A 21075-nucleotide genomic window follows, 5' to 3' on the forward strand; every position below is an offset into this window, starting at 1 on the left:
GCAGGGCCTGTCTGGTTAGTAGATGAACGACTCCATTTCCTCTCCCCCTTCCGACCACGTGGGCGGCGGGCGGGCCGACCGCTTCGTGCGCAAGCTGTTCCGCGTGCTGCGTTCGCGCACCCAAAGGCACAACCAGCATCTTTGGCCTTTCGTGCGAATCTGGAGGGACAATGAGGGCGCCATCAGCGGGTATCGCGCCTTTGGCCGGTCGTTGCCGGTCACGCCGCTGGCGCAGGGTTTCGACCCCGCCGACCAGACAGTCCACCTGATCCTGAGCGGCCCGTCGGTCGCTCAGATTCCCTACGACCGGCTGGATCTCGGCGTGGCGATGGGCGTCAATGGCGCCATCGCCCTGGCGCGCAAGTTCGACTTCAAGTTCAAGTACTACTGCATCATCGACCAGAACTTCGTGCGCGACCGCATCGACCTGGTGCGGGAGATCGTGGCGCAGGACCTGACGCTGTATGTGTTCCCCGAGGTGCTGCGCTACATCATGCAAGGCATTCCGCAGGAGGACATCCGCTGCCGCATCTGCATCATCGAGCTGATCGCCAAGCGCGCATACGAGCGCAGCGTGGCGCCAGCCGTGCTCAAGCGCATCGCGGCGGCGTCTCCCGACGTGCAACTGCTGGACGCCAAGCAGGGCCTCGGATACAGCTTTGATGTCTCGCTGGGCGTGTTCGATGCCGACACGGTGGCCTATGCGGCCTTGCAGGTGCTGGTGTCCGGCGGCGCGCGCCAGGTGTACGTGCACGGGCTGGACCTGACCGTGCAGGGCGGCTTGCGCTTCTACGACGAGGGCGGCCGTCCTCAGACCAGCAGGCTGGCGCGCAACTTCCCGCGCCTGATCGAGCCCTCGTTCCGGTTCGCTTCGACGCTATGGCGCTCGCGCGGCGTATCCGTATTCAATCTTTCACCGGTCAGCGCGTTGTCTGCCGACATCATGGAACGGATGGACTGGCATGCGCTGCTGAAGGAATGAGTCATTGCCCAGTCCATGGTCCAGGCCATGGCCCAAACCCGGCAAAAAGGCGCCCTCGGGCGCCTTTTTGCTGGGTCGGCAAGACACGCGTCAGTGTGCGCCCGCGGCAGCTTCCGCCGCGCCGCCGCCGCCAGCCTTGGCCGACCGGGGGCGGGCGAACCAGACCAGGCCCGTGAGCATCAGGAATATGACCGCCGAGGCGTAGAACACGTCCACCGCGGACATGGTGAAGGCCTGCGCGTTGATCAGTCCATCCACCATGGTCAGGGCCTGCTGGTGCGACACGCCCAGGCCGTTCTGCAGCGCATCCATGGTCTGGTCGAATGCTTGCTGGCCGGGTTTGGCGATCTCGGTCAGCTGCGCATGGTGCATCGTGGCGCGGTTCTCCCACAGCGTCGTGGCGATGGAGGTACCGAAGGCGCCCGCGGTCAGCCGCAGGAAGTTCGACAGGCCCGAGGCGGCAGGGATGCGCCAGGGTTCGATGCTGGACAGCGTGATGGACGTCAGCGGCACGAAGAACGCCGCCATCGCCGCGCCCTGGATGATGGTCGGGGTCATCAGCGTGCGCACGTCCGTCTGGGTGTTGAACCCGGACCGCATGAAGCACACGAGCGCGAAGATCAGGAAGGCGACCGTCACGATCTGGCGGGGATCGCGCGTGGCCAGCATCTTGCCCACGATGGGCGTCAGCAGGATGGCCAGCAGGCCGACGGGCGCCGTCACCAGACCGGCGTACGTGGCGGTGTAGCCCATATTGCTCTGCAGCCACAGCGGGAGCAGCACGACGTTTCCGAAGAAGACGCCATAGGCCACCGCCAGCGTCAGCGCGCCCACCGTGAAGTTGCGGACCTTGAAAAGGCGCAGGTCGACCACCGGGTGCGCATCGGTCAGCTCCCAGATCAGGAAGAAGACGAACGCCACGAAAGCGATCGCCGCCAGGGCGATGATGGTGGGGCTGGCGAACCAGTCCAGTTCCTTGCCCTTGTCGAGCATGATCTGCAGCGCGCCCACCCAGACCACCAGCAGCACCAGCCCGAGCTTGTCGATGGGTAGCTTGCGCGTCACGGACTCGCGCTTGCCGTAGATGCGCCAGCTGATCCACGCGGCCAGCAGGCCCACGGGCACGTTGATGTAGAAGATCCACGGCCATGTGTAGTTGTCCGAGATCCAGCCGCCCAGCAGCGGACCCGCGACCGGGGCGACCAGCGTGGTCATGGACCAGACCGCCAGCGCCATGCCTGCCTTGGATTTCGGGAAGCTGGCCAGCATCAGCGTCTGCGACAGCGGAATCATCGGGCCCGCGACCGCTCCCTGCAGCACGCGAAAGGCGATCAGCGCTTCCAGCGAAGGCGAGAAGCCGCAAAGCCAGGACGCCAGCACGAACAGCAGCGTGGAAATCAGGAACAGGCGCACCTGTCCGAAGCGCTGCGTCAGCCAGCCGGTCAGCGGCACCGTGATGGCGTTGGCGACGGCGAAAGAGGTGATGACCCAGGTTCCCTGGCTTGAACTCACGCCCAGGTCGCCGGAAATGGTGGGGATGGACACGTTCGCGATCGACGTGTCCAGCACGTTCATGAACACCGCCGTCGACAGCGCGATCGACCCGATGATGCGGGTGGCGCCCTCCAGCGGCGGATGGGTGCCCGGAGGGCGGGCGTCGGCGGGCGCGCCCGCGGGCTGGGCGGCCGTGCTCATGATGCGAGGTTGGCTGCGATGATCTTGCTGATCATGGCGTCGACGTCATCGTGGGCGGGCTCGAAAGCGCGCGTCGACCAGGCGGGTTCCTTGCGGGCCGCCTGAGTCAGCGCCTCGCCGTCCTGCTTGCCCACATCGACTTCCACATCCATCGAGAGCCCAACGCGCAGCGGATGCTTCTTCAGGTCTTCGGGGTCCAGCGCAATGCGCACGGGCACGCGCTGCACCACCTTGATCCAGTTGCCGGTCGCGTTCTGCGCGGGCAGCAGCGCGAAGGCGCTGCCCGTGCCGGCGTCCAGGCCGGCGATGGTGCCGTGGTAGGTCACCGAGCTGCCGTAGAGGTCGGAAAACATCTTCACCGGCTGGCCGATGCGCATCTTGCGCAACTGGCCTTCCTTGAAGTTGGCCTCGACCCAGACCTGGTCCAGCGGCACGACGGTCATCAACGCCGAGCCGGGAGCCACACGCTGGCCCACCTGCGCGCTGCGGCGCGCGATGACGCCGCTCACGGGGGCGGGCAGCACGGTGCGGGATTGGGCGAGCCAGGCATTGCGCAGGTTGGCGGCGGCCTGGCGCACGTCGGGGTGGTCGGCCACGGACGTGCCTTGCGTCAGTGCCTGGTTGGTCGCCAGCTTGGCCTGCGCGGCGGCCAGGGCGGCCTTGGCCTGCGCGAGGCCGGATTGGGCGGACTTGAGAGCCACTTCGGCGTGCAGGATCTCTTCGCCGCTGACGCCGCCCGACTTGGCGAGCTGCTGGCGACGCTTCACGTCGCTTTGCGCGCGGGTCAGCTCGGCCTGGGCGCGCAGGATGTCGGCGTTGCGCAGGTCGACATCCGCGGCCAGCGCATCGTTCTGCACGTAGTAGGTCTGCACCTGGCGCACCATCTGTGCAAGCTTGGCCTGCGCCTGCTGCAGCGCGACTTCGGTGTCGGCCGGGTCCAGGCGCACCAGCGGCTGGCCGGCAATAACGGTTTCGGTATCGTCGGCCTCGATGGCGACGACGGTGCCCGGGACCTGGGGCGTGATCTGCACCAGGTTGCCGTGTACATAGGCGTCATCGGTGTTTTCGAAGTGGGCGCCGAACAGCGCCCACCAGATGCCGTAGGCGATCGCGATAACGATGAATACCCCGGTCGCCGTCAGCAACAGGCGTTTGCGGGCGGGGTGGGTCGAGGGAGTGGCAGCGTTCATGACGTCTGAATCCGGGAATCGTTCAATGAATGGTGTTCGTGGCGGGCTCGGCCTGGGGGGCATAGCCGCCGCCCAGGGCGGTGGCCAGGTCGGCGTCCAGCTGATAGGCGCGGATGCGCAGGTCGGTGTCCAGGCGCGCCTGGGCGAGCACGCCGGTTTGCGCGATGAGCACGGTGATGTAGTTGCCCATGCCGGCCTTGTAGCGGTTGACGGCCAGGTCGTAGGCCGCTTCGATGGCTTCGCGGGCCTGGCGCTGCTGCGCCTTCTCCTGGTCGAGCAGGCGCAGGCCATCGAGCGCGTCGGCGACCTGGTGCACGGCATCCAGCACGGTCTGGTTGTAGTCGGACACGGCAAGATCCGCGTCGGCGCGGCGGCCCGCCAGATTGGCGTTCAGTTCACCGCCATGGAAGATGGGCAGCGTGACGGCGGGGCCGAAACCGGCCATGCGGGCGTCGGCGCCCAGCAGGTTGCCGGTGCCCATGGCCTGGAAGCCGACGAACGCGGCCAGGTTCACGTTGGGGTAGAACTCGGCCTTGGCGCTATCGATGGCGTGGCGGGCGGCCTGCGCGCGCCACTTGGCGGCGGCGACATCGGGCCGATGCCCCAGCAGGTCCAGCGGGACGCTGGCGGGCACCCCGCCGGCCGGCGCGGTCAGCGCGATCGCCACCAGGCTTTGTCCGCGCTGCGGACCGGCCCCAGCCAGCGCGGCGACCTGGTTGCGCAGTTGCGCCAGGGTGGTTTCCGTCTGGGTCAATTCCACCTTGCCGGAGGCCAGCGACGATTCGGCCTGCTTGACCTCGACCTGGGTATCCAGCCCGGCCGCATAGCGGCCCTGCGTCAGCGACAGCACTTCGGCCCGCTGTTCCAGCACGCGCTTGAGGACGTCGCGCTGCGCGAAGGCGTTCTGCAGATTCAGGTAGGCACGCACGGTGGCGCTGGCCAGCAGGTTGCGCGCGGCTTGCGCATCCGCGGCGGCGGCCTCCTGCTGCGACACTGCGGACTGCAGGCGCGAGCGGTTCTTGCCCCAGAAGTCCAGCTCGTAGCTGAAATCCAGCGCGAGCCGGTTGTCGCTGACGACGGAGCCGCCCATCGGGGCGGGGTAGATGTAATCCTTGGACAGGTGTTCGCGGGTCAGCGTGTAGTTCGCGTCCACGCGCGGGAACAGCGGCGCGCGCGCCGAACTGACGGCCGCGTTGGCCTTGGCCAGGCGCGCTTGCGCTGCGGTCATCGAGGGACTGTTCGCCAGCGCTTCGGTCATCAGCGCATCGAGCTGCTGATCGCCGTAGCGCTCCCACCATTGCGCGGCGGGCCAGTCGGCGGCTTGTTCGGCCAGCCCGAGCTTGGCGGCGTCCAGCGCCGCCACGGGCTGAGGCTCGGAGTCCATCAGTGCGCAACCGCTCAGGGCCAGCACCAATACGGTAGAAATAAGGCGTTTCATCCTGACTGTTAGCTGAAAGTAATTGATTAATCTGTATTTGCCTAGGCAAATATTATGCCAAATAATACCCCGTCTTTCGCGGACGGGGCGGCGGCGTCAGCGTTCGGGCGATGCGCCCGACGCGGACCCGTTGGCGATCATCCGGCGCATGAAGTGCATGAGCTGAGCCACTTCTTCCGTGGAAAAGCCGCGCAGATGATGGTTGAGCGCGCGGGCGATATTGGCCGGGATCTCGCGGGCCTTGGCCTCGCCAAGCTCGGTGAGCTCGATCTTCACGACGCGGCGGTCTTCCAGGCTGCGGTTGCGGCGCAGCAGCCCTTTGGCTTCCAGGCGATCGAGCGCGCGGGTCATGGCGCCGGTGTCCATGTCGTTGAGCCGCGCAAGTTCAGCGGGCGTATCGGCGCGCCCCAGAAAGACCATGGCCAAGGGGCGCCACTGCATGGCGGTGAGGTCCAGGGGCGCCATTTCCTGGTCCAGCATCCGGGTGAGGGAGTGATAGGCGAGTTTGATCAGGTAGCCCGCGTTGTCCTCCGCCATGCAACGGGTGTCGTTGCGGTAGTGAACGGGGGAGTCGGACGAATCGGATGAGGCAGGCGGGGCAGTCATGCGCCGAATTTTACTGCCTAGTCAGTTATTGTCAAGGCTGCTATTTAGGGGCCGGACTGGAATCCGCGGTCGCCGGGGCCTGCTTGCGCAGGCCGGACCAGACGATGGCCGCCACGATCAGCGCGGCGCCGGCCAGCATGCGCGGCGTCGGCTGCTGGCTGAACAGCACCCAGGCGAAGGCGATTGCATAGACTGGTTCCAGGGCAATCACGAGCCCGGCGCTGCGCGCGTTCAGCCGGGTCAGGCTGGACACGAAGAGGTAATGCGACAGCCCGGTGCAGAACACGCCAAGCAGCGCCAGCCAGAACCAGTCCAGCGCGGGCAGGGCGGGCAGTTGGCCGACGGCGAAAGGCACCATCACCAGCGCGACCACCAGGTTCTGCCAGCATGCGACCTGCATCGGATCCATGCCCGAGGCTGACCGGCGATTGCTCAGTGCCAGAAGCGCAAAGCTCAGCCCCGACAGCAGGCCCCACGCCAGGCCGATGGTGCCCTGGTCGGCAAGGTCGAACGACGGCGTGACCAGCACCAGGCCGGCGGTGACCAGGGCCAGCAGCAGCCATTCGGCCAGCCGGACGCGTTCGCGGAAGATCAGGCCTTCGAAGAGGGTGATGAACGCGGGGAAACTGGCAAAGCCGAGGGTTGCGATGGCGATGCCGCCCACTTTCACTGAGATGAAGAACGTGACCCAGTGCCCCGCCAGCAGCACGCCGGCAATCACCAGCACAAACAGTTGCGCGGGCGTCAGGGCGCTCAGCAGCGGCTTGCGGCGCAGGCGCGCGAAGATGCCCAGCGAAATGACCGCGAAGACGGCCCGCCCCAGTGTGATGACCGCCGCGCTGGCCTGGATCAGCTCGCCGAAAACGCCGGTCAGGCCGAACAGCACGGCGGCAATGTGGATGTAGGTCAGGGCGCGTTGTCGGGTCATGCGGGGAAAAAGCCTGCAAATATTGTTGCGGTGAATTTAAAATCATCGCATGAATCGTATTGCCAAGCTTACGGCGGACCCGCTGGCTTCCAGCCGTGCCGCCGGTATCGCCATGGCGGTGCTTGGCGCGATCCTCTTTTCCGCCAAGGCCATCGTCGTCAAGTTCACCTACCGTTACGGTATCGATGCCGTCACCCTGATCGCCTTCCGCATGCTGTTCGCCATGCCGTTTTTCGCGGCGGTGGCGTGGCATCAGTCGCGCCGGGCCGCGCGCGGCGAGATCGTCTCCCTGACGACCAAGGAACGCATCCAGGTGTGCGTCCTGGGCTTGCTGGGCTATTACCTTTCAAGTTTTCTGGACTTCCTGGGCCTGCGCTATATCACCGCCAGCCTGGAACGCCTGATCCTGTTTCTCTCCCCGTCGCTGGTGGTCCTGCTGTCCGCCTTCTGGTTCAAGCGGTCGATCGAACGCCGTCAATGGATGGCCATGGTGCTGTCGTACGCCGGCGTGGTGCTGGTGTTCGCGCATGACTTGTCCTTTGGCGGCGGCAGCGAGGTGCTGTTAGGGTCTTTGTTCGTTTTCGGTTCGGCGGCAAGCTATTCTGTGTACCTGATCTGTTCCGGAGAGCTGATCAAGCGGATCGGCGCGACGCGTCTGGTGGCTTACGCCATGCTGGTGTCGTGCGTGGCCTGCATCATCCAGTTCTTCCTGGTTCATCCCGCGTCGATGCTTGTCCAGCCCGCCGCGGTCTATGGATACTCCATCATTCACGCCACCCTGAACACGGTGGTGCCGGTGTTCATGCTGATGTGGGCGGTGTCGCTCATCGGCGCGCCGACGGCGTCGCTGCTGGGCATGGTGGGCCCGGTGTCCGTGCTGTTCCTGGCCGCGTGGTTCCTCGACGAGCCCATCACGGTGTGGCAGATGGCGGGAACCGCTTTGGTGCTGGCGGGCGTGTTTGCTTTGATGGGGGGCGGCGCCGGCCGTACGCCCGCCAAGCAGGATGGCGGGCAGCCCCCGCGTTGAAGTCTGGGTTTCTGGGTTAATTCGCGTTATTTCCAATGAAAGGAGGCCAGCATGGCCAGCAATCTCGTCAAGGCAATTCGTATCGAGCAGCACGGTGGTCCCGAAGTCCTGAAGCTGGTCGAGGTGGAAGTTCCGCCGCCGGCCGCCAATGAAATCACGATCGAGCAGCACGCCGCCGGCCTGAACTTCATCGATATCTATTTCCGTACGGGCTTGTATCCGCACCCGCTGCCGCATGGCCTGGGCTTTGAAGGCGCCGGCGTGGTGACCGCCGTGGGCGCAGACGTCAAGCATCTGAAGAAGGGCGACCGGGTCGCCTATGGCCAGAGCCCCATCGGCGCCTACGCCAAGGCGCGCAACGTGCCGGCCGCGCAGGTCGTGAAGGTGCCCAAGGGCATCGCTTTCGACGAAGCCGCCGCGCTGATGCTCAAGGGCCTGACCGTCCAGTACCTGTTCCGCCAGACCTATCGCCTGCAGGGCGGCGAGACCATCCTGTTCCATGCGGCCGCCGGCGGCGTGGGGCTGATCGCGTGCCAGTGGGCCAAGGCCCTGGGCGTGAAGCTCATCGGCACGGTGTCCAGCCCCGAAAAGGCGGAACTGGCGCGCGCCAACGGCGCTTGGGAAACCATCGATTACTCGCGCGAAAACGTGGCCGAGCGCGTGCTGGAACTGACCGGCGGCAAGAAGGTGCCGGTGGTCTATGACGGCGTGGGCAAGGACACCTGGGAAACCTCGCTGGACTGCATCGAGCCGCGCGGCCTGATGGTCAGCTTCGGCAACGCGTCCGGTCCGGTGGCTGGCGTGAACCTGGCGGTGCTGAACCAGAAGGGCAGCCTGTACGTCACGCGCCCGTCGCTGGGCGTGCACGTGAACACGCTGGAGAAGCTGCAGGCGGCTTCCGAAGAGCTCTTCGACCTGGTCCTGAAGAAGAAGATCAAGGTTCGCATCGACCAGCGCTACTCGCTGGAGCAGGCCGGCGAAGCGCAGACCGCGCTGGCTTCGCGCAAGACCACCGGCGCCACGGTGCTGATGCTGGACTGACGGATGCTTGCGGATCGCGGCCCCCGGCGGGGCGCCGCGGCGGGCCTGGCGGGATGCGCGTGGCGCGGACTGCCAGGCCTTTGTTTTGCCCGGCGCCGCGCGGAGTGGCGACGCCGGGACGGCTCAGCCGAGGCTCAGAGGAGTTCCTCGTTGATCAGGTCTTCCTTGCCGTAGAACTTGACGCCGATGTGGATGCGGTCGCGGCCTTGCGAGCGGCGGTGGCGGTTGGTGTCGCGCAGCGAATAGACGCAGCCGCAATATTCCTGCTGATAGAAGTTCTCGCGCTTGCTGATTTCGATCATGCGGGCCGAGCCGCCGCCCTTGCGCCAGTTGTAGGTCCAGTAGACCAGGTCGTCGTAGCGCGCGGCCGCGCGTTCGCCGCAACCGTTGATCTGGTTCATGTCCTTCCAGCGCGAAATCCCCAGCGAGCTGGTGATCGTGTCAAAGCCGTGCTCGTGGGCATAGAGCGCGGTGCGCTCGAAGCGCATGTCGAAGCAGGCCGTGCAGCGTTCGCCGCGCTCGGGCGCGTTTTCCATGCCCTTGACCCGGTCGAACCAGTTGTCCATGTCGTAGTCGGCGTCGATGAACTCGATGCCGTGCTGCTCGGCGAAGCGGATGTTCTCCTGCTTGCGGATTTCGTACTCTTTGACCGGATGGATGTTCGGGTTGTAGAAGTAGATCGCGTAATCGATGCCGGAGGCCGTCATGGCCTCCATGACTTCGCCGGAACAGGGCGCGCAGCACGAATGCATCAGCACCTTGCTGCGGCCGGCGGGCAGGTCGAGTTTGGGGCGGACGAGTTCAGACATGGCTTGCAGGCAAAAGGGCGGAAAACCCCTTATTTTACGACGAGTTGCCGCCAGCGGCGCCGGGCGGGCCGGCAAGCCCCGCGACGGGGCCCGTGTTTCTCCCTTTAGCCCAGCACGGCGGCCCAGAGCTCTTTGACGGCGGCCCGCTCTTCCTGCAGCTGGTCAGGCGCCACGCGCGCCTTTTCGACCCCCTGCATGCGCAATTGGTGCTGGACCCGGCGCAGCGTGCGGTAGGCGTTGCCGGAGCGAGAGGCCAGTTCCGGCGGAATCAGCCCCGCTTCGCCCGCCAGGCGCAGCAGTGCGATGTTGCCCAGGTTGCGCACCAGCACCGGATGCGTGCCGGCCTGGCTGAGCACCAGGTACTGCGTGACGAATTCCACGTCGACCATGCCGCCGCGGTCGTGCTTGAGATCGAAGCGGTCACTGGAGTTCGGGTGGCCCGCGTTGATCTTCTCGCGCATGGCCAGGACTTCCTCGCGCAGCGCTGCGGCGTCGCGCGGCAGCACCAGGATGTCCTCGCGGATTTTCTCGAAGGCGGCGCCCACTTGCGCGTCGCCGGCGGCGTGCCGCGCCCGGGTCAGCGCCTGGTGTTCCCAGGCCCAGGCGTGCTTGTGCTGGTACTGCTCGAAGGCTTCCATCGAGACCGCGAGCAGCCCCGCGTCGCCGTCCGGACGCAGCCGCAGGTCGACTTCGTACAGCCGGCCTGACGAAGTCATGGTCGACAGCCAGGACGTCATGCGCCGGCCCAGCTTGGCATAGACTTCGGCGGCATCCTCGCGCGGGTCGTCGAACAGGAAGACCAGGTCCAGGTCGGAGGCATAGCCGAGCTCCTTGCCGCCCAGCTTGCCGTACGCGATGACGGCGAAGTGCGGCTCGGCGCCCTCGACCTTGTTCACCAGCGGCCAGGCGCGGCGAATGGTCTCGGTCAGCAGCAGGTCGGCCAGTGCCGACAGCTGGTCGGCCAGCTTTTCCACCGTGAGCTCGCCTTCGAGGTCCTGCGCCAGCAGCTGGAAGCTGGCCTGGCGCTGCACATCGCGCATCAGGTTCATCTGGCGCTCGATGTCGGGCGCGCCGTCCGGCAGGCGGCAGGCGTCCAGGTCCGCGGTCAGCTGGCGGGCGATCTGGGCGAAGTCCAGCGGTTCGAAAAGCGTGCGCCAATCGATCAGGCTGTCGAGCAGCAGGGGATGCTGCGTGAGGTACTGCGCGGCCCAGGGGCTGGCGGCGACCATGCGCGCCACGCGCGCGAGCGTGTCGGGATATTCGGCGAGCAGCGCCAGGTAGGCGCTGCGTTGGGCGATCTTCTCGATCAGGTCGAACAGGCGCACGGCCGCCTCGCGCGGCGCGGGCGTCTGCAGCGCCGCGCGCAAGGCCGCCGGCAGCAGGACTTCCATGCGGCGCCGGCTGCTTTCGGGCAGGCTGCGCACGCGGTGGCTGCCCGACAGGGTTTCGGCCCGGCGCAGCAGGTCTTGCGCGTCATCGCCAAAGGCCTGGCGGATCTGCTCGCTCAGTTCGCTTTCGCTGTCGGGCTCGTCCTGGCCGGCGGCGGCATCGGCGCCGCCCGTCGTGGAAGCCGAGTCTTCCTCGCCCATGCCCACCATGCGAAAGACGTTGCGGAAGGTCTGCGAAACGAATTCGCGGTGCCCGGCGAGCGTGCGTTCGAAGTCGTCGGGGCTCAGGCCCAGGGCGGCCGCCAGTCCGGCGCGCTGGGCCGGGTCGCCCGGCAACAGGTGGGTCTGCTCGTCTTCGCGGTACTGCAGGGCATGTTCGGTGCGGCGCAGGAACCGGTACGCATCTTCCAGGCGGCGCGCGTCGTCCTCGGGCACCAGCCCGGCCAGGCGTTCGGCGTGCAGCGCTTCCAGCAGGCCGCGTTTTTGCAGGGCAGGCATGCGGCCGCCGCGGATCAGCTGGGCCAGTTGCACCACGAATTCGATTTCGCGGATGCCGCCGTCGCCCAGCTTGATGTTGTTTGCGCTGTCGATGCCGCTGCGCGCCATCGCCCGCCGCTGCCAGTCCTGTCGGATGCGTTCGCGCAGGGCGCGCAGCGCGGCCAGCGCGTCGAAATCGAAATACTTGCGGTAGACGAACGGCACGCGCAGGCTTTCCAGCTGCCTGGCCTGCGCGGCGCTGTCGCTGCCTTCGAAGGCCTGGGCGGGCATCAGGCGCGCCTTGAGCCAGGCGTAGCGTTCCCATTCGCGGCCCTGGCCGATGAGGTAGTGCTCCAGCGCGTCCAGGCTCCAGGCCAGCGGGCCGGAGTCGCCATCCGGACGCAGGCGCAGGTCGGTCCGGAACACCTGGCCGTTGGCGTCGACTTCCGACAGCACCGGCATCATCCGGCGTGTCAGGCGGCCGTAGAACTCGTGGTGGCTGATGCGGCGCGGACCGTCGGTTTCACCTTCCTCTCCGTACAGCATGATCAGGTCGATGTCGGAGGACACGTTCAATTCGCAGCCGCCCAGCTTGCCCATGCCGACAATCAGCATTTCTTGCGGCTTGCCGGTGGCGGGGTCGCGCGGCACGCCATGCACGGACGCCAGGTCGGCCGCGACGCTGCGATAGGCGGCGGCCACCGCCATGTCCGCCAACGTGGTCATGGCGCCGACCACTTCCTCAAGGTCGGCCTGGCCCGTCAGGTCCCGCACGATGAGGACGCTGAACACGCGCTCGCGCAGTTTGCGCAGCACCATGCGGCAGGCGTCTACCGGCAGGACGGCGGGCGCGGCGGGTCCCGCCAGCTCGGTTTGCCATTGTTCCATCACGGCGGGCGTGACCGGATGTTGCACGGCGCCGGCCAGCCAGGCGGCCAGATCCGGATGGGCGTCGAGGCGGCGGCGCAGGTGGCCGGACCAGGCGAGGGCGGGGGCAAGCGGGGACGGGTTGGTCATGGCGAAAAGGGCGAAGACGGATGTGCGTGATTCAGGTATAAGTGGGGACGATACTGCAAGACATCTCCTCCTGCCCACTCATCCGTGTCTGTTCCAAAAAAAGTGCTCCGCTGCCTGTTCTGGGCCGCGCTGACCGTCTATGGCGTAGTCGCCATCGGGTTGCTGGGCGTGCGCTACTGGGTCCTGCCCCGTGTGGACCAGTGGCGACCCCAGATCGAAGCCTACGCCAGCCAGGCGTTGGGCGCCCGAGTGACGATCGGCGCGATCAGCGCCAATTGGCAGGGACTCAATCCCAGGCTCGATCTTGCCTCCGTCCAGGTCTACGACGACGAGGCCGATCCGGTGCTGACCCTGCCGTCCGTTTCCGCGGTGGTGGCCTGGCGCAGCATCCTGGCGTTGTCGCCCACGCTGGTGCGCCTGAAGCTCGACAAGCCCGAACTGACGCTGAGGCGGGATGCGTCCAATCATCTCTGGGTCGCCGGCCAGGATATCGATCTGAACGCGAGCGAGCACGGATCGGACCTGAATCATCCCGGACTGCGCTGGCTGGCCGCCCAGCGCGAACTGCTGGTGCGCAACGCCACGATCCGCTGGCAGGACGAATTGCGGCAGGCGCCCGAGCTCAAGCTGGACGGCGTCGATTTCCTGGTGCGAAATGGCGCGCTGTCCCACCGCTTCGTGCTGCAGGCGTCGGCCGGCGCGGCGCTTGCCCACAAGCTGGAGCTGCGCGGCGAATTCAACCGAAGCCTGTTCACCGCGGACGCGAAGAAGCCCGCGAACTGGAGCGGCCAGCTGTTTGTGCAGGCCGATGACGTGGAGCCGCTGGCGTGGTCGCCGTGGATCGACGTGCCGCCGGTGCAGGGCAGGCTGGCCGGACGGGCGTGGTGGCAGCTCGAGCACGGCCAGTTCACGCAACTGACGGGCGACGTTGCAGTGCGCGGCGCGGCCTGGGCTGCGGGCCCGGATGGCCCGGCGGTGCGCGGCGGCTCGGCGCAGATGCGCATTTCCGCGCTGCCCGGCGATTTCATCCAGATCGAAAACCTGCCGCTAGCGCGCAGCAAGGGCGCGGCCGAGCTGGCCGTCCAGGGCGCCGTGCAGCAGTTGCGCGTGACGCTGCCCGGCGTGTTCGAAAACCCCACGCTCGAGGCGCAGGCCGTCGAACTGGATGCGCAGGTCAAGGGGCCGGACGCGAAGAACTGGTTCGTGGACATCGCCAAATTGCACGTGGTCAACGATGACCTGGACGTGCGCCTGCAGGGCCAATGGCTGAAGGAAGGCAGGACCGCGGCGGGCAGCGCGGACGTGCGCGGCACGATGACGCGCGCTTCCATGCCCGCCATCCACCGCTATCTGCCGCTGGAGGTCAACGCTGACGCCCGCGAATGGCTGGCCGAAGGCCTGCCCGCGGGCGAGATTCGTTCCGCTTCCATCACGCTCAAGGGCGACCTGGACGACTTTCCCTTTGGCGCGCCGGACGTTGCCGGCGAGTTCGTCCTTGCCGGCGCCTATGCCGACGCCAAGGTCGACTACGCGCCCGCCCGGCCGCAGCGCAAGGGCTGGCCGATGCTGGAAAACCTGTCGGGCAATTTCCGCATCGACAAGGTGAGCCTGAACCTGGACAGTCCGGGCGGCGCCGTGGCGCACACCGGGCCCGGTCAGACCGTCACGCTGGGCCCCGTGACGGCCGTGATTCCCAATATGGAGCACGACTCGGAACTCCAGGTCTCCGGCGAGACTTCGGGCCCGGTATCCGCCTATCTGGCGATGGCCGCGAATTCGCCGCTGGGCGGGCTGCTGGACGGCGCGCTGGACGAGGCGCACGGCACCGGGGACTGGCGCATGCCGCTCAAGCTGAAGGTGCCGCTGCTCAATACCGACGACACGCAGGTGCAGGGGCATATCCGGTTCGCCGACAACACGTTCACGTTCATGCCGGAAATTCCGCTGCTCAGCCAGATGCATGGCGATCTGGAGTTCTCGGAAAGAGGCGTGCAGACCAAGGGCATCAAGGCGCAGTTCCTTGGCGGTCCCGTCAACATCCATGGCGCCCTGGCGCAAAGCTCCGACGTCCTGCGCTTTGACGGCACCTTGTCGGGGCCGGGGCTGTCGCAATTGAGCCGTGCGCCGTCGATGTCCCGTTTTACTGGCAGGGCCGCCTACAAGGGCAGGCTGGGTTACCAGAAGGGCGGCGCGGTCGATGTTTCCATGGAGTCGGACCTGGTCGGCATGGCGATCGACATGCCCGCGCCGGCCGGGAAATCCGCCCAGTCGTCCCAGTTGCTGAAGATGCAGTGGGGGCCTGCGCAGGACCGCGGCGCGAAGAGCCGGCGCTGGCTGACGGCCAGCCTGGGCGAAAACGTCAATGCGATCTTCGAACGGGATCCCGCGGACGCCGCGCCATCGTACTTTGCGCGCGGCGCGCTGGGCATCGGCCGGCCGGCAAGCCTGCCCGAGCGCGGTCTAAGCCTGAACGCCAGCCTGCCGGAACTGGACATGGACGGCTGGGAAGCGGTGTCCGACGGTTTCAGCGTGCCGCCCGCCAAGGGCAGGCCCGCGCCCAAGCCGCTCCTGCCGGAGCCCGAGCGCGTCAGCCTGGCGGCCGGCGTCCTGCGCACCAGCGGCTACACCTTGAACGACCTGACGCTGTACGCCACGCGTCCCGCGCCCGCCCAATGGCGCGTGGACCTGCAGTCCCGCCAGGTGACAGGCACGCTGGAGTGGCGCGAGGCTTCCGGTGCGATCGCGGGGCAGATCACGGCGCGCCTGAAGCGCCTGTCGTTCGGCGGCGAGGACGACGCCAATGAGGCGGACAAGGCCCTGGCATCAGGCAACGACCTGTCGGATATCCCGGCGATCGACCTGCAGGCCAAGGAGTTCCTGCTTTATGGCAAGAACCTGGGCGAACTCCAGGTGATCGGCACGAACCTGCAGCGCGGACGGCAGTGGCGCCTGGACAAATTGTCCATCACCAATGATTCGGCGGCGCTGAACGCCACGGGCAATTGGCGGCTCGAGGGGCCGGACCGCGGGCTGACCGTCGACGCCGCCGTCAAGTTCGAGAACGTCGGCAATTTCATGAACCGGATCGGCTTCGAAAACGTTGTGTCGGGCGGCAAGGGCACGGTCCAGGGCAAGGCCACGTGGCGCAATCTGCCGTGGACGCACAACATCGCCGACGTGGCGGGCGACGTAACGGTAAGCCTGGACAGCGGTCGCTTCATGCATGTGAACTCGCGCACGGCGCGCCTCCTGGAGCTGCTGTCGCTGCAATCGCTGCAACGGCTGGCGCGGCTGGACGTGAATCCGACGAACCTGCTGCGCGACGGCTTTCCGTTCGACACCATTCGCGGCAACGTGAAGGTTGGCAGCGGGATGGTGACGACCGAGGGCTACAAGATCAACGGACCGGTGGCTGCCATCGTGCTGGCGGGGGGCGTGGATCTCATCAAAGAGCGCTGGGACCTGAAGGCCGTGGTCATTCCCAATCTGGACGCCAGCGGCGCGGCGATGGTGACCGCGCTGGCCGTCAATCCGCTGATCGGCCTGGGCGCCTTCGTGACCCAGTGGCTGCTCAAGCAGCCGCTGGCGCGGGCGATGACCATGGAATATGCCGTGACCGGCAGTTGGGACGACCCGCGCATCGAACCCATCGACGGCTCCGGCAAGTCGCCGGACAAGCAGACTCCCCGGCCCGCCGATTCGATGCCGCGCCGCATTCCGGACTTCATCGAGCACTGAGCCGCCGGCGCCAAGGCGCGCCATGTCGCGACAGACGGCCGGCCGCGTCCGCGGCGACCAGGCATGAAAAAACCGCCCTGTCGGGCGGTTTTTTGCTGGGCGCAAGACCCTGCTTACTTCTTCTTCATCATGTCGAAGAATTCGGCGTTGGTCTTGGTGGCGCGCATCTTGTCCAGGATGAATTCCATGGATTGGACTTCGTCCATGTCGTGGATGAACTTGCGCAGCACCCAGACCTTCTGGAGCAGGTCGGGGGCGATCAGCAGCTCTTCTCGGCGGGTGCCCGACTTGTTCAGGTTGATCGACGGATAGACGCGCTTTTCGGCCAGGCGGCGTTCAAGGTGGACTTCGGAGTTGCCGGTGCCCTTGAATTCTTCATAGATGACTTCATCCATGCGGCTGCCGGTTTCGATCAGCGCGGTGCCCAGGATGGTCAGCGAGCCGCCTTCTTCCAGGTTGCGCGCCGCGCCGAAGAAGCGCTTGGGACGCTGCAGGGCGTTGGCGTCCACGCCGCCGGTCAGCACCTTGCCGGAGGCCGGCACCACGGTGTTGTAGGCGCGGGCCAGGCGCGTGATCGAGTCCAGCAGGATCACGACGTCCTTCTTCATTTCGACCAGGCGCTTGGCCTTTTCGATGACCATTTCGGCCACTTGCACGTGGCGGGTGGCGGGTTCGTCGAAGGTCGACGCCACCACTTCGCCGCGCACGGTGCGCTGCATTTCGGTCACTTCCTCGGGGCGTTCGTCGACCAGCAGGACGATCATGACCGCGTCGGGGTAGTTCGTGGTGATGGCGTGGGCGATGTGCTGCATCATCACCGTCTTGCCCGACTTGGGGCTGGCGACGATCAGGCCGCGCTGGCCCATGCCGATGGGGGCGAAGACGTCAAGGATGCGGCCCGTGAGGTTCTCTTCGCTCTTGATGTCGCGTTCCAGGCGCATGGTGCGGTTCGGGTGCAGCGGCGTCAGGTTCTCGAACATGATGCGATGCTTGATCGCTTCGGGCGCCACGCCGTTGACCTTGTCCACCTTCACCAGGGCGAAATAGCGTTCGCCGTCCTTGGGGGTGCGCACTTCGCCTTCGATGGAATCGCCGGTGTGCAGGTTGAAGCGGCGGATCTGCGAGGGCGAAATGTAGATGTCGTCGGTGCTGGCCAGATACGAGGTTTCCGGCGAGCGCAGGAAACCGAAGCCGTCGGGCAGGACTTCCAGGACGCCGTCGCCAAAGATCTGCTCGCCTTGCTTGGCGCGCCGTTTCATGATGGCGAACATCAGTTCCTGCTTGCGCAGGCGGTTGGCGTTCTCGATTTCCAGGCCAGCGGCCATTTCGAGCAGCTGCGAGACGTGCAGCGCCTTCAGTTCGTTGAGGTGCATCGCGGTGAGTGTTGGGGGAAAAGTAGAGGAGGGCTCTGGCGGCGCGCCACGGACGGGCTCGCGCGGTACTGAAATGAGCGCCGCCTACGCGGCGGCGCCCTCGTTTACAGCACGCGGTTTACAACGCGCCGTCCAGGAATGCGGTGAGTTGCGACTTCGACAGCGCGCCAACTTTGGTGGCGGCGGCTTGGCCGTCTTTAAAGAGCATAAGAGTGGGGATGCCGCGGATGCCGTACTTGGTGGCGGTGCCCTGGTTTTCGTCCACGTTCAGCTTTGCGATCGTGAGGCGGCCGGCGTATTCGGTGGCGACCTCTTCGAGGATCGGGGCGATCATCTTGCAGGGGCCACACCAGGCAGCCCAGTAGTCCACCAGCACCGGCTGGCCGGATTTCAACACATCGGCATCGAAGCTGGCGTCACTGACGTTCTTGATTTGGTCGCTCATGATGGTGATTCTCGGTTCGGCAGCAAAAGGCGCGTGAAAGACGCGCCTTGCCGTTGTTCTTGTTTGTGGAATGGACTAAAGCATACCACTGTCAATAACAACAGGCATACCACTGTTAATAACAACAGGGTTTGCTGGATTTGTGTAGCATGTTGCGGCGCAGTTGTCGTGATTCGGGTCGTTCAACCCGGGAGCGCCGGCTGTGACTGTCATCATCCTACCGAAATCGGATCTGGTCAGGTCGTGCGCATCCCACCCGGAGCCGCGCAGAATCTAGGCTTATCCGTAAAATGTCGGTTTTTTTCCACAGATGTTGGGGATAACTTGGCCACTCCACGTTACACCGAGGCGTCCATTCGCGTCCTGAAGGGGCTGGAGCCCGTGCGCCAGCGCCCGGGCATGTACACCCGCACCGAAAACCCCCTGCACGTCGTGCAGGAGGTCATAGACAACGCCGCAGACGAGGCCCTGGCCGGCTACGGCAAACAGATACAGGTCACGCTGCACATCGACGGCAGCGTGTCCGTCGAGGACGACGGGCGGGGCATCCCCGTCGGCCTGCACCCCGAAGAGAACGCGCCCGTCGTTGAACTGGTGTTCACGCGCTTGCATGCCGGCGGCAAGTTCGACAAGGCCGGCGGCGGCGCCTACGCCTTTTCCGGCGGCCTGCACGGCGTGGGCGTGTCCGTCACCAATGCGCTGGCCACCCGCCTTGAAGTTGTCGTCTGGCGCGACGGGGCGGTCAACCGCCTGGTATTCAAGGGCGGCGACGTCGCCGAGCCCCTGGCGCCCTACGACCAGGGGGGCCGCAAGAAATCCGGCACTCGCGTGCGCGTCTGGCCGGACGCCAAGTATTTCGACAGCCCCAACATCCCGCTGGGCGAACTGACCCACCTGCTGCGCAGCAAGGCAGTGCTGCTGCCGGGCGTGAAGGTCACCCTCGTCAACGAGAAATCCGGCGACACCAAGACCTGGCAGTACCAGGACGGCCTGCGCGGCTATCTGGCCGAAGCCCTGACCGGCGCCGAACTGATGGTGCCGTTCTTCGAAGGCGAGCAGTACGCCGGCGCCGACCACGAGAACTTCGCCGAAGGCGAGGGCGCCCAATGGGTGGTGGCCTGGACCGAAGACGGCAACGCCGTGCGCGAATCCTACGTCAACCTCATCCCCACGCCCGCCGGCGGCACCCACGAGTCCGGGCTGCGCGAAGGCCTGTTCGGCGCGGTCAAGGGCTTTGCCGAACTCCACAGCCTGCTGCCCAAGGGCGTGAAGCTGCTGCCCGAGGACGTCTTCGCCCGCGCCAGCTTCGTGCTGTCCGCCAAGGTGCTGGATCCGCAGTTCCAGGGCCAGATCAAGGAACGTCTCAATAGCCGCGACGCGGTGCGCCTGGTCGGCGGATTCGCCAAGAGCGCGCTGGACCTCTGGCTGCACAGCAACGTCGAATACGGCAAGAAGCTCGCTGAACTGGCCATCCGTCAGGCCCAGGCGCGCCAGCGTTCCGCCCAGAAGGTCGAAAAGCGCAAGAGCTCGGGCGTGGCCGTGCTGCCCGGCAAGCTGACCGATTGCGAATCCAGCGACGCGACCCGCACCGAAGTGTTCCTGGTCGAGGGCGACTCGGCCGGCGGCTCGGCCAAGATGGGCCGCGACAAGGAATTCCAGGCCATTCTGCCGCTGCGCGGCAAGGTGCTGAACTCCTGGGAGGTCGACCGCGACCGGCTGTTCGCCAACAACGAAATCCACGACATCTCGGTGGCCATCGGCGTGGATCCCCATGGTCCCGGCGATACGCCCGACCTGTCCGGACTGCGCTACGGCCGCATCTGCATCCTGTCCGATGCGGACGTCGACGGCTCGCACATCCAGGTGCTGCTGCTGACGCTGTTCTACAAGCACTTCCCCAAGCTGGTCGAAGCCGGAAACGTTTACGTGGCCAAGCCGCCGCTGTTCCGCCTGGACGTCCCCGCCCAGGGCAAGCGCCCGGCCCGCAAGATCTACTGCCTGGACGACGGTGAGCTCGAGGCCGCGCAGGACAAGCTGCGCAAGGAAGGCGTGCGCGAAGGCGCCTGGGCCGTCAGCCGGTTCAAGGGCCTGGGCGAAATGAACCCCGAGCAACTGTGGGAAACCACCATGAACCCGGACACGCGCCGGCTTCTGCCCGTTGGCTATGGCGACCAGACCCCGTCCGACACCACCCGCATGTTCGACATGCTGATGGGCAAGGGCGAGTCCTCGCAGCGCCGCGCCTGGATCGAAGAAAAGGGCAACCTGGCGGAGCTCGACATCTGATGACGCAGTCCGCGCCCGGGCAAGCCCGCATGATCGTCGACCTGACGGCCGACGATTACGCCGATTTTGCCGCCTATGTCTACAAACGCCCGGAACTGCGCCGCCGCCGCTACCGGTCCCACCTGCGCTTTGCGATCCTGATGATCGTGGCGCTGCTCGCTTACCTGGTCTGGCAGACCTGGGACGGCAAGGGCCCCCACTGGGGCCAGTTGCTGCCCGTGTATTTCGAAGGGCTGGCCGTGGGCCTGGGCATCCTGGCCGTGCTGGCGCTGGCCTACGAATATGTGCTGCCCGGGCTCGTGAAAATGAACACGCGGCGCATGCTGGCCAAACAGCCCGACACGCTCTATCTGGGCCGGCACGAGCTGGACTTCGGGGCCGACGGCGTGACGGATTCCACGGCCACCGCCTCCGGGCGCATGGACTGGGCCGACGTGCGGCGCGTCGAAGAGACCCCGGAACACCTGTACGTCATTCTTGGCACCTTGCAGGGCGTGATCATCCCCAAGCGCGGGCAGGATGCCGCGACGCTGGACGCGGTGCGGGCGCAATTGCGCGCGCACGTCGCCGACACCCAGCTGGCGCCGTCCGCCTGAGGCGCATGGACGCCGTTTCGATGAAATTGTCTACCTGAA

15 protein-coding genes are annotated in these 21075 nt (G+C 66.4%); 6 read left to right on the forward strand and 9 right to left on the reverse strand.

Annotated elements, in window-relative coordinates:
• Positions 1 to 22: 22 nt before the first annotated feature.
• A complete protein-coding gene (locus tag ABE485_RS25005; RefSeq protein WP_346517939.1) occupies positions 23 to 982 on the forward strand; it encodes a hypothetical protein in 960 nt (319 codons plus the stop codon).
• 90 nt (positions 983 to 1072) lie between these two features.
• Here the strand turns inward: ABE485_RS25005 and ABE485_RS25010 are convergent, their stop codons facing one another.
• The 5 genes from ABE485_RS25010 to ABE485_RS25030 all read right to left on the reverse strand — a co-directional run bounded on the left by ABE485_RS25010 (position 1073) and on the right by ABE485_RS25030 (position 6839).
• Positions 1073 to 2677 (reverse strand): DHA2 family efflux MFS transporter permease subunit, encoded by a 1605-nt coding sequence (locus ABE485_RS25010; protein WP_346517940.1) that lies wholly within the window; start codon positions 2675 to 2677, stop codon positions 1073 to 1075.
• Complete coding sequence (locus tag ABE485_RS25015) at positions 2674 to 3867, reverse strand: efflux RND transporter periplasmic adaptor subunit (protein ID WP_346517941.1); 1194 nt, start codon at positions 3865 to 3867, stop codon at positions 2674 to 2676. The genes ABE485_RS25010 and ABE485_RS25015 overlap by 4 nt, the downstream gene beginning before the upstream one ends.
• A gap of 22 nt (positions 3868 to 3889) precedes the next feature.
• Positions 3890 to 5305: an efflux transporter outer membrane subunit gene (locus ABE485_RS25020; protein WP_346517942.1), complete on the reverse strand. Its 1416-nt coding sequence runs from the start codon at positions 5303 to 5305 to the stop codon at positions 3890 to 3892.
• 96 nt (positions 5306 to 5401) lie between these two features.
• Positions 5402 to 5911 (reverse strand): MarR family winged helix-turn-helix transcriptional regulator, encoded by a 510-nt coding sequence (locus ABE485_RS25025; RefSeq protein WP_346517943.1) that lies wholly within the window; start codon positions 5909 to 5911, stop codon positions 5402 to 5404.
• Between the two features lie 40 nt (positions 5912 to 5951).
• Positions 5952 to 6839, reverse strand: a complete 888-nt coding sequence (locus tag ABE485_RS25030) for a DMT family transporter (RefSeq protein WP_346517944.1) — start codon at positions 6837 to 6839, stop codon at positions 5952 to 5954.
• A 49-nt stretch (positions 6840 to 6888) separates the two neighbouring features.
• On the opposite strand from ABE485_RS25030, the gene ABE485_RS25035 reads away from it, so the two are divergent.
• Both ABE485_RS25035 and ABE485_RS25040 read left to right on the forward strand, forming a co-directional pair.
• Positions 6889 to 7866, forward strand: coding sequence for a DMT family transporter (locus ABE485_RS25035; RefSeq protein ID WP_346517945.1), 978 nt, complete (start codon positions 6889 to 6891; stop codon positions 7864 to 7866).
• Between the two features lie 51 nt (positions 7867 to 7917).
• Complete coding sequence (locus ABE485_RS25040; protein ID WP_346517946.1) at positions 7918 to 8907, forward strand: quinone oxidoreductase family protein; 990 nt, start codon at positions 7918 to 7920, stop codon at positions 8905 to 8907.
• Between the two features lie 134 nt (positions 8908 to 9041).
• On the opposite strand, the gene ABE485_RS25045 is transcribed toward ABE485_RS25040, so the two are convergent.
• Positions 9042 to 9716: an epoxyqueuosine reductase QueH gene (locus ABE485_RS25045; RefSeq protein ID WP_006227543.1), complete on the reverse strand. Its 675-nt coding sequence runs from the start codon at positions 9714 to 9716 to the stop codon at positions 9042 to 9044.
• A 104-nt stretch (positions 9717 to 9820) separates the two neighbouring features.
• The gene (gene glnE / locus ABE485_RS25050; protein WP_346517947.1) at positions 9821 to 12598 is read right to left on the reverse strand and encodes a bifunctional [glutamate--ammonia ligase]-adenylyl-L-tyrosine phosphorylase/[glutamate--ammonia-ligase] adenylyltransferase; all 2778 of its coding nucleotides are present in this window, start codon (positions 12596 to 12598) and stop codon (positions 9821 to 9823) included.
• A 102-nt stretch (positions 12599 to 12700) separates the two neighbouring features.
• Here glnE and ABE485_RS25055 point away from each other — a divergent pair, with 102 nt between their 5' ends.
• Positions 12701 to 16336: a YhdP family protein gene (locus tag ABE485_RS25055; RefSeq protein WP_346517948.1), complete on the forward strand. Its 3636-nt coding sequence runs from the start codon at positions 12701 to 12703 to the stop codon at positions 16334 to 16336.
• A 113-nt stretch (positions 16337 to 16449) separates the two neighbouring features.
• On the opposite strand, the gene rho is transcribed toward ABE485_RS25055, so the two are convergent.
• A complete protein-coding gene (gene rho, locus ABE485_RS25060; protein WP_006218533.1) occupies positions 16450 to 17709 on the reverse strand; it encodes a transcription termination factor Rho in 1260 nt (419 codons plus the stop codon).
• A gap of 118 nt (positions 17710 to 17827) precedes the next feature.
• Complete coding sequence (trxA, locus tag ABE485_RS25065) at positions 17828 to 18154, reverse strand: thioredoxin TrxA (RefSeq protein ID WP_006218534.1); 327 nt, start codon at positions 18152 to 18154, stop codon at positions 17828 to 17830.
• Positions 18155 to 18478: 324 nt separating this feature from the next.
• Between trxA and ABE485_RS25070 the strand changes: the two genes are divergently transcribed.
• Positions 18479 to 20440, forward strand: coding sequence for a DNA topoisomerase IV subunit B (locus tag ABE485_RS25070; RefSeq protein WP_346517949.1), 1962 nt, complete (start codon positions 18479 to 18481; stop codon positions 20438 to 20440).
• Positions 20440 to 21036, forward strand: coding sequence for a YcxB family protein (locus ABE485_RS25075; protein WP_346517950.1), 597 nt, complete (start codon positions 20440 to 20442; stop codon positions 21034 to 21036). Before ABE485_RS25070 ends, ABE485_RS25075 begins: the two co-directional genes overlap by 1 nt.
• Positions 21037 to 21075: the final 39 nt, after the last annotated feature.

Origin of the sequence: Achromobacter spanius, from assembly GCF_039673305.1 — a bacterium.
Lineage (GTDB): Bacteria > Pseudomonadota > Gammaproteobacteria > Burkholderiales > Burkholderiaceae_B > Achromobacter > Achromobacter spanius_F.

What these genes read in the sequence shown, in the direction of transcription:
- trxA (WP_006218534.1), bottom strand. Translation starts at nt 18,154, where the DNA reads ATGAGCGACCAAATCAAGAACGTCAGTGACGCCAGCTTCGATGCCGAT.
- ABE485_RS25035 (WP_346517945.1), top strand. Translation starts at nt 6,889, where the DNA reads ATGAATCGTATTGCCAAGCTTACGGCGGACCCGCTGGCTTCCAGCCGT.
- ABE485_RS25030 (WP_346517944.1), bottom strand. Translation starts at nt 6,839, where the DNA reads ATGACCCGACAACGCGCCCTGACCTACATCCACATTGCCGCCGTGCTG.
- ABE485_RS25040 (WP_346517946.1), top strand. Translation starts at nt 7,918, where the DNA reads ATGGCCAGCAATCTCGTCAAGGCAATTCGTATCGAGCAGCACGGTGGT.
- ABE485_RS25010 (WP_346517940.1), bottom strand. Translation starts at nt 2,677, where the DNA reads ATGAGCACGGCCGCCCAGCCCGCGGGCGCGCCCGCCGACGCCCGCCCT.
- ABE485_RS25005 (WP_346517939.1), top strand. Translation starts at nt 23, where the DNA reads ATGAACGACTCCATTTCCTCTCCCCCTTCCGACCACGTGGGCGGCGGG.
- rho (WP_006218533.1), bottom strand. Translation starts at nt 17,709, where the DNA reads ATGCACCTCAACGAACTGAAGGCGCTGCACGTCTCGCAGCTGCTCGAA.
- ABE485_RS25025 (WP_346517943.1), bottom strand. Translation starts at nt 5,911, where the DNA reads ATGACTGCCCCGCCTGCCTCATCCGATTCGTCCGACTCCCCCGTTCAC.
- ABE485_RS25020 (WP_346517942.1), bottom strand. Translation starts at nt 5,305, where the DNA reads ATGAAACGCCTTATTTCTACCGTATTGGTGCTGGCCCTGAGCGGTTGC.
- ABE485_RS25075 (WP_346517950.1), top strand. Translation starts at nt 20,440, where the DNA reads ATGACGCAGTCCGCGCCCGGGCAAGCCCGCATGATCGTCGACCTGACG.
- ABE485_RS25015 (WP_346517941.1), bottom strand. Translation starts at nt 3,867, where the DNA reads ATGAACGCTGCCACTCCCTCGACCCACCCCGCCCGCAAACGCCTGTTG.
- ABE485_RS25045 (WP_006227543.1), bottom strand. Translation starts at nt 9,716, where the DNA reads ATGTCTGAACTCGTCCGCCCCAAACTCGACCTGCCCGCCGGCCGCAGC.
- glnE (WP_346517947.1), bottom strand. Translation starts at nt 12,598, where the DNA reads ATGACCAACCCGTCCCCGCTTGCCCCCGCCCTCGCCTGGTCCGGCCAC.